This window comes from Caballeronia sp. KNU42 (genome assembly GCF_053760385.1).
The window spans coordinates 1,173,729-1,185,855 of sequence record NZ_CM132389.1 but is presented as its reverse complement, the minus strand read 5'-3'; the positions used below and the strand labels follow the sequence as shown (position 1 = coordinate 1,185,855).

The following is a 12,127-nucleotide window of genomic DNA, read 5'->3' as shown; positions in this document are numbered from 1 at the left end:
CATGCTTTCAGCACACCAACTGCGTGGCGTCTTGCCGGCCATTCCGACTCCCGTCAATCCCGACGACACCATCAACGCCGACGCCGCTCGCGCGCTCATGCGCTATCTGCTGAAGCAGGGCGTGGACGGCGTCGTGCCGCTTGGCGGCACCGGTGAATATGGCGCACTCTCGCGCGCTGAGCGCATTCGCATGGCCGAGATAACGGCGCAGCAGGCAGCGGGCAAGGTTCCCGTTATCGCGGGCGTGCTCGATCCCGGTTATCACGATGCGATGCAAGCGGGCAAGGACTTCGCGGCCGCCGGCGCCGATGGCCTGCTCGTTTTGACGCCCTACTACACGAATCCGACGCAAGGCGGCATTCGCGATTACTTCATGCGTTACGCCGATGAATCGCCGCTGCCGATCCTCATCTATGAAATCCCGTACCGCACGCGGATTGCGATAGCGCCCGAAGTGCTGCACGAGTTGTCGAAGCATGAGCGGATCATCGGCATGAAGGCATGCAACACGGACATGTGGCACTTCCTGCGCACCGTTGCGGGCGTGGACGAATCGTTCGCCGTGCTGAGCGGCGAAGATACGTTGTTCCCGTTGCATGTGGCGGCCGGCGCCAAGGGTGGGATTGTGGTGACGGCAACGTTGCTGCCCACTGCATGGCGAAAAATCTATCAGTTGGCGTCAGAGGGGAAAACGCGGGAAGCGTTGACGTTGCATCGTTCGCTGATTCCGCTGATGAACCTGGCGTTCGCCGAGACGAATCCCGGTCCGATGAAGTCCGTGATGGACCTGATCGATGTCCACGCGCCCGCGATGCTTGCGCCGCTGGTTCAGGCGGAACCGGGGTTATCGGCGAGCTTGCGCGTGGAGTTGGAGAAACAACTCGACTTGTTTGAACGGGGGGAGGAATAGTATGAGGGTGGTGGGTGGAGGTGCCCGTGTTCAGAGTTAGTGGTCGGGGTCTATGCCGGGTTGCTGCTTTCGGCCTTAGTGGTCTGCGTGAGTTGGCTTTTCTCTTTATCACTGTTAGCCACTGTGCGTGGCGGCACGTCATTTCTTGGTCCTTAGCGACAAAGAAACGAAGCAAAGAAAACGCTTTCACCGCTCTACCCTAAGTGTCCACAGCGTGCAGTTTTCATTCATGGGTGCCCCAAAAGCACGGTGCTCGCCAGAGCCACGGATGTGTGAAACCCTCCTTCTCGCGAATTCTTACACGCACACGCTTCGCCCCGTACGCTCTCGGGCAAGCACACTTGTTAAGGAACCCGCACGACTCTACGCGTATTCATGACTGCAGTTTTTTGCTGGGTTAGCTGCTTGGTCCGCGCGGCCATGTTCGTAGATCACAGTTCGACGCATGCTACTGCCTGAGGTTTTGGTAAGTTGGATGGGCCGCCTGCACGGTTATTTTAGTTGGGTAAGGGCTTACGCATGGTGGGACCTTGTCACTTGGTCGGTTGGCCGCGCGGTTCGAGATGCGTACAAACTCGATGGGTGGTTCACGCGGATAGCGCGGGGTGTCCCTTGGGCAGGTTCAGTCACTGGTGGCGAAGCGTGTGGGTATCCGTGTTCGGAGAAAGAGGGTTTCACACATCCGTCGCTCTTGCGAGCACCGTGCTTTTGGGGTGCCAAAAACGCAGGAACTGCACGCTAGGTCAACTTATGGGCCCGCGTTTTGAAAGCGCTTTCTTTGCTTCGTTTCTTTGTCGCTTTGGACAAAGAAATGACGCGCCGCCACGCGCAGTGGCTAATAGTGATAAAAAAATAAGCCAACGCAAGCAGACCGCTAAGGCCGAAAGCAGCAACCCGGCACTAACCCCGACCACTAACCCCGAAAGCACCACCCCGACCGCCCACCAACCCCGAGTGCGAACGAAAATCCCCCTCTCAACGCTTGTAAGTCGACAGCCGCGCTTTCGAAATCGAAGTCGCGACGACTTGCACGTGCTGCGCGAGTTCGGCCTCCACGCGTTCGATCGTCCACCGTGATGTGGGCACCGAAATGTTGATCGCGGCAACAGCCATGCCGCCGTGATCCGTGACCGGCGCGGCGACGGAAATATCGCCGAGCACGGTCTCGTTCTCGATCACCGCGTAACCCCGTCGCGCGACCCTGCGGACGCGTTCGAGCAGTTTGTCGGGATGAGTTTCGGTGTAGTGCGTAAGCGGATCGAGTGGCGTCTGCGCCAGGATTTCGCGCACGCGCTCGTCCGACAAACGCGAAAGTATTGCTATGCCCGCGGCGGTGAACATGGCCGGCAAACGAGCGCCGACCACAATGTCGATGTTCACCAGATGCTGCCCGGGAAAACGCGCGACGAACACGATCTCGTGGCCATCGAGTTCCAGCAGGTTGGTGGTTTCACCGAGACGACGGCTGATATCGAGCAGATACGGCGAGGCTTTGTCGATGAGTTCGTTGGCCCGCACGTAGTTGTACGAAAACTGCAGCACCTTCGTTGTCAGCGCGTAGTTTCGCGTTTCGGGCACGCGATAAAGGTAGCCGAGCGCTTCGAGCGTATGAACAAGACGCTGGGTCGCGCTGCGGTCGAGGCCGGATGCGCGGGCGATATCGACGAGGGTCATGTGACGGCTCGCACCGTCGAAGGCGTGCAGGACCTGGAAGGCTTTTTCCGTCGACCCGACGAAGAGCGATGAACGCTGAAGCGCTTTCTCTTCGGGCTTTTCCGGCGTGCCAGCGGCGCTTTTTGACATGCTCGTGTGAGGTTTGAAAGTATCGGATGGTGATTGTCTCAATTGTAGTGCAATCGAATCACGTGTTTGTGGCCGATTTCCATTTCGCGGAGCGTTGATGCTTGCCTCTGTTGCTGAGTACCGGATCGCTGCACGGCGGCGCTTGCCGCGGCTTGCGTTTGACTATCTGGATGGCGGCGCCGAAGACGGCGACGCGTTGCGGCGCAATAGCGATGCTTATAGGCAATGGCTGTTCAAACCGCGCGTGCTTACCGACGTGTCGCGCTGTTCAAGCACGACGCAATTTTTTGAACGCGAAGCGGCCGCGCCGTTGATCGTGGGACCGACGGGCCTGAACGGTCTCTTCTGGCCACGTGCCGACGAACTGCTCGCGCAAGCTGCGAGCCGCGTGAACTTGCCATTCGTTTTGTCGACCGCGTCGACCTCGCTGCTGGAAGATGTACGCGCCGCCGCGCCGCAAGGCGACCTGTGGATGCAGCTCTATGTGCAACAGGATCGCGGCATTGCCGAAGACCTGATGCGGCGCGCAAGCGCTGCGGGTTATTCAACGCTGGTTCTAACCGTCGATGTCCCCGTGCACGGCAAACGCGATCACGACACGCGCAATGGTTTCCGATTGCCGCTGCGTTTATCGCCCAGGCTTCTCGCTGATTGCCTGACGCATCCGCATTGGTGCTGGCAGATGGCGCGCGCGGGTTCGCCGCAATTGAAGAACATTGCCAAGAGCGTGGGGGAGCATGCGGACCTGTCGCGTCACGCCGCCATGCTGAGCCGGCAGATGGATTTAACGCTGGGCTGGACGGATCTGGAGTGGGTACGACGGCACTGGAGCGGCAAGGTGATCGTCAAGGGCATCATGAGTGCGGGAGACGCGTTGCTGGCCGCTGCGCATGGCGTCGATGGCGTGGTGATATCGAATCATGGGGGGCGGCAGTTGGGAAGCACGTTCGCGCCGTTGGAGCTGCTGCCGGGAATCGTTGCGGCAGTACGCGGAAAGACGGAGGTTTTTATCGATGGCGGAGTACGGCGCGGCAGCGATGCACTGAAGGCCGTCGCGTTAGGCGCACGAGGCGTGTTGCTCGGGCGAGCGCCGCTGTATGGACTCGCCTCACGCGGGGCGTCCGGGGCCGGCGAAGTGCTCGCGCTGATGATGGACGAGATGGTGATTTCTCTGCGCTTGCTGGGGTGCCAGGGAATCCCGGATCTCGGCCCGGAGTTCGTCGGCCGCGATGGTTCGCGTGATGCGGTCCTGGATTTAACAATGCAATCGGCGAGCCTCTTATAATCCCGGCCGCCGGAGCGCGCTCGCGCCTCCCCGACCGTTACGATTATTGGAAGAAACCATGACACCATTCCCAGCCTGCCCACTTTGCGCGATGGAGAATACCTACGCGGACGCCGATCGCATCATTTGCGCAGACTGCGGTCACGAATGGTCAGCGTCAGAAGCGGCACCAGCCGATGACGACGCGAACGCAGTCGTGAAGGACGCCAATGGCAATGTGCTGGCCAACGGCGATTCCGTGGTGCTGATCAAGGACCTGAAAGTGAAGGGTTCGTCGATCACGCTGAAGGTGGGTTCGAAGGTGAAGAGCATTCGGCTGGTAGGCGGTGACCACGAGGTCGACTGCAAGATGGACGCCGGCAGCTTTATGCTGAAAGCCTGCTATTTGAAGAAGGTTTGACACCTGGCCGGCATTCGAGAAGTCATCCGGCAAGGATGACTTCTCGAAGATCTCATGCCCCTGCTATCGGATTGCCCTGGTCGTCGGTATCGAAGGTCTGCGACTGGAACGCGAAGAAAAACGCGCGCCACGTACCGTCCGCGTACGCGATCATCAGCGCTCCATCCTGATACGCGCCGTTATCCTGCTCGTATGGCGCGCCGTTGCCCTGGTTCATATGGATGTCGTGGACGCCATTGCCGGGGACGAATTTGAAATACTGATCCGGCTTGTTTTCTTCAGGACCCCATCTCGATCCGAATGCGTAAACGATCGACCCCTCCATGGCCATCGCCGCAACCACCGCGCTTTCCAGTTTGTCTTTCAGGTCGTTGGTCGAGCCGGGTGCGTCGGCGGGAACGGGCGTCATTGTCTTGGTATCGACCAGGCCGCCGCGCACATAGTCGATGGCAAGACCGCCGGGCGTAGAAGGCAGCGGGGTGAAACCTGGCGTCAACGCGCCCAGACCGCTCGTCAATGCCCCGGGCAACGTATCCTGCTCTACGAACAAAACCGTTGAAGGCGCGTGAGGCGCCGACGACTTCACGTTCGACGCAATCCGGAATACCGTCGTTCCCGCGTGCACCAGGATTTGATAGTGGTCGTCGTCCGCGTTGCGAAGATGACCGGTCACGGTGCCCTTGAGCACCCCGTAGTTCACTCCCATGCATCCTCCTCGTAGTAAAACCGGCAGCAGTTGCTGCTCCAGCGAGATCCAGCCTCGTCCTCCCTGCTCCCGCGAGCGCCCTTGCGCAAACGTTGCCGCGGCTGCCGGACGACCGGGATCGAGCGCCGCGGAATGCGCACAATCGATTGATGTGTTCGAGGCGATGCGCATTGCAGTTCTCGCCGGCCGGTTCGACAGACTGTCTGCCGAGAAGTGCCATCGAAACGGCGAGTGTCGAGAAACATCCGTTCAATGTTCGGTTGCCATCAAAACATCATTAAAAAAGCGTAGGCGCGGCTTTCGATCGAGGCGCCGCTGATCTTGTGTACGCTCGCAGACACATCGGCTCTTTCCAGCGGTATGTAATGTCACCATGACGACTCTTTCGTCGCGTAGAGTGCCCCGTTCGAGCACCGTAACCGTGTATCAGATCCTGCGACATTCATGAACGCCCACGCCCTTTCCGACCATCACGTCAGCGAAGCCCCTGATCGCCAACGGGCGGGCCGCGCATTCGCGGCGAGGCTCGACATGACCATCAAGCGTTCAGGGCTTTCGTCCGGGCGCGTGGCGAAATCGCTGGGTGTCACCGAGGGGGACGTCACTCTGTGGCGAGCAGGTATCACGCTGCCGAGAGCTGCCGACTGCCGTCGCTTGTCGGAACTGCTGCACGTGGAGATGGCATGGCTCAACGGGGGATCGAAGCCAGTTGGCGAAGGCTAGTGCAGGCCCGGCAGGGTGAATGCGATTTTGCGGCCTTCATGCAATGTGCCGGACAATTGCCCGGCACATTCCGCCATCAAAATAGCAGTGAGCCTGACGAATGCGGCACCGGCTCACGTGTGCCGCACCTCAACCCGAGTCAATCGCGCAGTGAAGCGGTCAAACGCGCCGCGGTATCGAAGAACTCGATCCAGCGGGTCAGCAAGCCGTCCTTTATCGTGCAGATGTGAACCCACTCCGACTCGAATGGCTTGCCGGTTTCTTTTAGCGTCACCCGGACAAACCCGAGAACGACAATATGCTCGTTCGCGTCGATAAACTCCCGGGGTTCCCACACCGTGATCTCCCCGTCCGCGGCCATGTCCTTGAAAAACTGCCCGACTTCCTGCCGGGTTCGACACTGCGTTGCAAAAGGTAACGACGCGGGGCCTACGATCCGCCAGTCAAGCGTCGGCGCGACGCACTCGAGCACGGCCTCGATGTCGTTGCGCCCAAACGCCTGATAAGCTCGCTTCACAACTTCCATGGGCGTGTCCATGAAATCCTCCTTGGGGTAAAAGGGTGGCGCGGGACGGCTCACCGAAAGAATCGAGTTGCCGCAAAGGCCGATGCTCGTTGGCGGAGCGCCTTGATCAAGGCTGCACCGGCATCAGGCGGGACCCTCGCCTACGCTCGACACGTTGCCCCGCGTAAGGCGGTCAGCCTCTCAGCGTCGATAACAACGGGCCAGCTTGTTAAAGCGGCTCGATTGGACTGACCGGGGTTTCTCCCGCTTCGGGATTCGCAGGTCACGAAGCTTGGAGAATCATCATAGGAACGAGCATGGGCTGGCCTTAAACGCAATGTCCTAACCAGCACGATTAAGGGTGTTATAGGTTGTGCCCGGATATAAATCCAGAGTGTCGAGTGCGGATCGACTAGAGCGGCAGCGGGACATGCTTAAGCAAGGATGCCTAAGTATTAAGTCGCTTACTGCGAACGCGCGTTGCAAACGGCATTACGACCGCCCGGCTGAGCCGATTCGATTCGTCTGTACTGAAGCGGATGAGCACGCCAACGTATCAGCGAAGATTTGCCCCCTCTATGACGCGAAACTCCAGCGCGATTTGCCCATTGCCTTCGCGACGTTGAGCGCCTTGTCGGCGGCATTGAGCGCCGTCAGCACGTCGCTGCCGTGATCGGGAATCAAAGCCACGCCGATACTCGCGCCCACGCTGACCGAAACATGCGCGGTCAGCGCAAACGACGCCGACATTTCGCTGATCAGGCGATCCGCAAATGCGGCCGCTTCCTCATGGTTCCGCGCTCTGACCGTGACGACAAATTCATCGCCGCCAATGCGGAACACCATGTCTTCCGGTCCCTTCAATGCGTTGAGACGCCCACCGATCATGACCAGCAAAAGGTCTCCCGCTTCGTGGCCGTACTGGTCGTTGACGGGTTTGAAACCGTCCAGGTCGATATAAAGGACGGCCGTTTTTACGCCGCTTTCCGGCGCCGTCCTGTAACGGTTCTGCGACGCATGGATCAACCCGGCGCGATTCGGCAGGCTGGTCAGCGCGTCATGGCGCGCACGGTAATCGTTCTCCCGTTCCGCCTTCATGGTTGAGACAAGCAGTCCGTTCAGGCGAAATGCCGCGATGCTCATTGCGACGAGGTAAAACGGAATTTGAATCAGCGTCAGGCTCAGGATGAGCTCTTTCGACATGGCCGCTGCAATACAGCACGGACCAAGCGACAAAAGAATCATGATCCCGACCAGCCGGGGCGCGCCGAAATTCCGGAAGCAGATGCCCCCGACCATCGCGGCAGCGGACAAGCAGGAGAGCGTGGCGGCGATCCAGTCCGTACTCTGGATGCTGATAAATGCGCCGTAGCCCACGCTCGCGCCCCAAAGAACGCCGAGGAGCAAATAGACGTCGGTGAAGGTCGGCTGGCCGCGCCTCGCCGCACGATGCGCCGCGATCAGCAAGATCAGGCGCGTGCTGCACAGGACGACTTCGATCACCACCCACGCGATAAATGCCGCCGAGGGCTCGCGCATGGCGATCGCAACGGAAACAGCGATGGTATTGAGGACGCCGCCAGCGAAAATAGGCAGTGTGCCGAACAGACTTCCGATCAGCGCGACCCGGATGTCATCGGGTACGTCGGGCCCGGAATAACATAACCAGGTGGTGAATCGCCAGCGAGGCAAGCTAAACGGCGCAATTTTCGTATCCATGGATCGTATCGTTTATGCGCGACTGCCGTGTCATGGTCTCATGGTTGTTCGTCACGGCGCCGGCGTCCGTCCGAGCGGTTTAGCCGAATAAGCCCGTATTCTATACTTGCTTAAGTTACGCGATTACGTGCACTGCAATGGGATGCGCGCTGCCTGGCGGGAGCGCGTTCCGGGCGTCATCAAGCACTTTCACGAGCGTGGCTGTCGCGTGCCGTATGGCGATGTTCGACGGGAATCACACGCGGCCGGTGTACCAACGCAGCCTGGTGCCGACGGAGAAATTCTCGAAATGAACTGCGGGACGCCGTCGTATCGGGTGAGGGACGAGGGACGGACGGGCGGCTGCGACCGGTTCGCAGCATAGACGGCCAACGGGCATTTTTCAGCGATGGTGGCCTGCACCATCGCGTTTTTAGATTTGATTGCAACGCTGGCCAACCCGTGGTCCAAGGTCTGGTTCCGGCAGAGTCCAATTCGGACTCTGCCGATGACGCCCGCTTACTAACTCTCCCTATCGCGAAGCTTGCGCCTCAAAATCTTTCCTACGTTGCTCTTGGGCAGTTCGTCGCAAAACTCTACGGCCTTCGGTCGCTTGTAACCGGTCAGCCGTTCCCGGCAAAACGCCATGACGTCGCCCTCAGTGAGACCCGTGTCACGACGCACGACGAAAAGCTTCACGGCCTCACCTGAATGCTCGTCGCGCACGCCGATTGCCGCGACCTCGAAGACGCCAGGATGCGAGGCGACCACGTCCTCGATTTCGTTCGGATACACGTTGAAGCCGGACACGATGACCATGTCCTTCTTGCGATCGACAATCCTCACGAAGCCGCGTTCATCCATGATGCCGATGTCGCCGGATTTGAAGTAGCCGTCGGGTGTCATGACGCTGGCGGTTTCATCGGGACGGTTCCAATATCCCGCCATTACCTGCGGCCCGGAAATGCAGATTTCGCCGGGCTCGCCGAGGGCGACGTCACGCCCATCGTCATCGCGAATCGCAATGAAAGTGGAAGGCAGCGGTACCCCGACCGACCCGCTGAACGCGCTGGCATTGGACGGGTTGCTGGTTGCGCACGGCGAAGTCTCGGATAGCCCATATCCTTCAATGATCGGCTTGCCCGTCTTCTCAAACCAGCGCGCCGCCACTCCTTGCTGGATCGCCATGCCGCCGCCGTTCGCAAGCATCAGCCTGGACAGGTCGAGCGAGGCGAAACCGGGGTCGTTCAACAGCGCGTTGTAAAGCGTGTTGACGGCCGGGAACGAGGTGATCGCGTAAGCCTGCAGCGCCTTTATCATGCCGGGGATATCGCGTGGGTTCGGAATGAGGATACCGAGCCCGCCGGCCCGCATGGTCAGGAACGCGCATACCGTCAGCCCGAAGATGTGATACAGCGGCAACGCGATCACGGTGACAATGGGATCATCGGTATCTGCACGCTCCCGGGTCAACGGCTCACGCCATACTTCGCTCTGAAGCACGTTGGCGATCAGGTTCCTGTGCAGCAACATCGCCCCTTTGGAAACGCCCGTCGTGCCGCCGGTGTATTGCAGCACAGCCAGGTCATCGGGCGCGAGATCGGGACGCTTGAACGGGCTGCGGGCGCCTTGCGCCAGAGCCTCGCCAAAGCTAGTGCGCGGGCCAGGCGCCTGCCCGCCGGACGCAAGCGGGTTCGGCACGCCCATCATCTCGCCAATCGATGCGACCACGACATGCAACACCCGGGTGTTGCGTTGAACCGCCTGCAGGACTGCATCGAATGGTTCGAGCAGGACGATCGCCTCCGCCCCGCTGTCCACCAGTTGATGTTCGAGTTCGCGGGGCGTATAGAGCGGATTCACGTTCACGACCACGTAGCCCGCGCGCAGGATAGCGGCCATTGCGACCGGATACTGCAGCACATTCGGCAGCATGATCGCGACCCGCGCGCCTTGGGCGAGCCCCTTCGATTGCAGCCACGCGCCAAGATTGCGCGACTGCACGTCGAGTTCCGCATACGTGAGCGTCCGGCCCATGCAGGCAAACGCTTGCCGTGGCGCAAACGCCCTAAAGCTCTCATCGAGCAGGTCCGGCAGTGAACGGTATTGCATCGGGTCGATATCCGCGGGAACGCCAGGCGGGTAGGCTTTCAACCAGATTCTTTCCATCTTGCTTTTCATTGTGCTTCTCATTGCGCTTCTCCTCGATCCCTAACGTGCCGCAAGCGCGGGCAAGCGTCGCTGCGGCCGGTCAAAGCAGCCTGTGAACGTACGCAGTTGATCGATCGTTCCGCGCTCGAGCACGACGGTTCCCTCTTTAAGCAACTCCGGCACCTGGCCCGCGATGTCGCGCAGCATCGTGTACAAAGCTGCGGTATCGAGTGCAAGCTGAAGGTGAGCATTTGGCCACGGACGCTCGTGCACCTGAAGCACCCCCTTGCGCAATTCCAGCGCGAACATGGCGTCCCGATCCGTCAGCCACAGCGTGAGGATCATGTGGACATCGGCGGACAGCACAGGGTCGACAGAAACACAGAGGCGCTGCAATACGTTGCCAAGCGGTTGCGCGCGCATCACGTCCATGGATGACAGTCCGCCGCCGCCCGCGAACGGCAGCTCGTCATAAGCATGTTCCAGCTCGCGTGCCGCGCTCAAGTACCAGTTGCGCCAATTCGTGTTCTCAGTGCGATACCCCAGCTCGCGCAACGCCTCCGCCTTGATCGCACGTGCGTCGGTATCCGTTGTATCGAGTCGCACGAGCAACGTGGCGAGCTCGGCAGCCCAGCGCCAGTCGCCGTCCCTGAGCGCCACCCGGGCGACCGAGCGCACGGCTTCGGCACCGTTCATCATGTCGACCGTGCGACGTGCCCGCTCTTCCCGTGGCAATGGATCGAGAGAAGCGGGATCGCCGTCGAACCACCCCAGTTGTCCGGTGTACACCTGCCGCACGGAATGCTTGACCGTGCCGTAGTACTCGCCGAGCCACGCATGCCGGGCCAGATGCGGCGGCAGTGACGGAATGGCGTCGGCGAGTTCGTCCTGCGTGAGACCGCGATTCATATGGCGGATCGCCTGGTCGTGGATGAACTGGATCGCGTCGCGATACACGGACAATACGTCCGCCACGGCAGCTTCGCCCGACACCGGACGGCCATGCGCCGGCACCATGTGCGCCGCGTGGAAGTCCCGCATCATGTCGATGCTTCGATACCAGCGCACCGGATCGCGATAGCGCGTGCCACGCAACGTATGCACGTTGGCCAGACACTCGCCCTGGATCACCTCCGCCGACAGCAGGACGCCAAGGTCGGGCAGCCACATCACGATCTCGTCATCGGCCTCCGATGGCGCATGGTGGAACTCGAAACGCACCCCGGCGAGCACGATGTCAAGGGTATCGTCGAATACGCGCGTGGGCGCGAGAAAACTCGCCGGTTCGGCAATCAGCACCGGCCCGATGCCTGCATTGACCTTGCCGGTCGGGCCCGCGGGCAGTAGCGTGCCGAAGCTGTATGCCGAGCGCGCGGCGAGGATGGGCGCGACAAGGTTCGCGTTGTTGATGACCGTCTCCATCAGCGAGCTATGCGCAATGATCTCCACACTTCCCACCGCGAGTTGGGCCTCGTCGGCAAACGCACGCACACCGCCCGTGTGGTCCGTGTGGTTGTGCGTATACACCACCGCCTTCACCGGCAGTTGCGCGTGGCGCGGATCGATTGCACAGAAGTCCTGATAGATTCGTTTAGCCGCCGAAACCGCTTCGGTTGTATCGATCACCACAATGCCGTCATCACCGACCACGAAAATGATGTTCGCAATCGCATAGCCGACGGCGCAGTACACCCGCTCCGCCACGCGGTAAATGCGCTGAGCCATGCGCTGCGAATGTTCGGTCAGCCGCGGCGGGACGGTCGGTGCGGTCATTGCGTAGGCGAGGTTCACGCCGGCGTCGAATGCGACATCCAGAGGATCGCCAATGTGTGGCGCGTCAAAAGCGGGTTGGCGCGACAGGCCGGCGCAACATTGGGTCATGGATGTCTCCTTGCGGTAATCGAAAAAATAAAACCGAAACCGGAATTCTTGTTCCGTTTTTACTG

10 protein-coding genes are annotated in these 12,127 nt (G+C 60.5%); 4 read left to right on the top strand and 6 right to left on the bottom strand.

Going from position 1 to position 12,127, the window contains the following annotated elements:
• Position 1 precedes the first annotated feature (1 nt).
• On the top strand, positions 2 to 910 hold the full coding sequence (dapA, locus tag ACSOSP_RS24465; protein ID WP_455313483.1) for a 4-hydroxy-tetrahydrodipicolinate synthase: 909 nt from the start codon (positions 2 to 4) through the stop codon (positions 908 to 910).
• 975 nt (positions 911 to 1,885) lie between these two features.
• Here the strand turns inward: dapA and ACSOSP_RS24460 are convergent.
• Entirely contained in the window at positions 1,886 to 2,713 is an 828-nt protein-coding gene (locus ACSOSP_RS24460) for an IclR family transcriptional regulator (protein ID WP_455313482.1), read from the bottom strand.
• Between the two features lie 97 nt (positions 2,714 to 2,810).
• Here ACSOSP_RS24460 and ACSOSP_RS24455 point away from each other — a divergent pair, with 97 nt between their 5' ends.
• Positions 2,811 to 3,998: an alpha-hydroxy acid oxidase gene (locus ACSOSP_RS24455; protein WP_455313481.1), complete on the top strand. Its 1,188-nt coding sequence runs from the start codon at positions 2,811 to 2,813 to the stop codon at positions 3,996 to 3,998.
• Positions 3,999 to 4,056: 58 nt separating this feature from the next.
• Positions 4,057 to 4,398 carry a zinc ribbon domain-containing protein YjdM gene (locus tag ACSOSP_RS24450; RefSeq protein WP_455313480.1) on the top strand — a complete coding sequence of 114 codons (342 nt, stop codon included), beginning with the start codon at positions 4,057 to 4,059 and terminating at the stop codon, positions 4,396 to 4,398.
• 52 nt (positions 4,399 to 4,450) lie between these two features.
• Here ACSOSP_RS24450 and ACSOSP_RS24445 read toward each other — a convergent pair whose 3' ends face one another.
• A complete protein-coding gene (locus ACSOSP_RS24445; protein ID WP_455313479.1) occupies positions 4,451 to 5,275 on the bottom strand; it encodes a DUF2278 family protein in 825 nt (274 codons plus the stop codon).
• Positions 5,276 to 5,548: 273 nt separating this feature from the next.
• On the opposite strand from ACSOSP_RS24445, the gene ACSOSP_RS24440 reads away from it, so the two are divergent.
• Positions 5,549 to 5,827 carry a transcriptional regulator gene (locus ACSOSP_RS24440; RefSeq protein WP_031358352.1) on the top strand — a complete coding sequence of 93 codons (279 nt, stop codon included), beginning with the start codon at positions 5,549 to 5,551 and terminating at the stop codon, positions 5,825 to 5,827.
• A 139-nt stretch (positions 5,828 to 5,966) separates the two neighbouring features.
• Here the strand turns inward: ACSOSP_RS24440 and ACSOSP_RS24435 are convergent, their stop codons facing one another.
• From ACSOSP_RS24435 to ACSOSP_RS24420, 4 genes are all read right to left on the bottom strand, one after another.
• Positions 5,967 to 6,365, bottom strand: coding sequence for a nuclear transport factor 2 family protein (locus ACSOSP_RS24435; protein WP_455313478.1), 399 nt, complete (start codon positions 6,363 to 6,365; stop codon positions 5,967 to 5,969).
• Between the two features lie 543 nt (positions 6,366 to 6,908).
• Positions 6,909 to 8,051: a diguanylate cyclase domain-containing protein gene (locus ACSOSP_RS24430; RefSeq protein WP_455313477.1), complete on the bottom strand. Its 1,143-nt coding sequence runs from the start codon at positions 8,049 to 8,051 to the stop codon at positions 6,909 to 6,911.
• 501 nt (positions 8,052 to 8,552) lie between these two features.
• Complete coding sequence (locus tag ACSOSP_RS24425) at positions 8,553 to 10,199, bottom strand: long-chain-fatty-acid--CoA ligase (protein WP_455313660.1); 1,647 nt, start codon at positions 10,197 to 10,199, stop codon at positions 8,553 to 8,555.
• 42 nt (positions 10,200 to 10,241) lie between these two features.
• Positions 10,242 to 12,062, bottom strand: coding sequence for an alkyl sulfatase dimerization domain-containing protein (locus tag ACSOSP_RS24420; protein WP_455313476.1), 1,821 nt, complete (start codon positions 12,060 to 12,062; stop codon positions 10,242 to 10,244).
• Positions 12,063 to 12,127 lie beyond the last annotated feature (65 nt).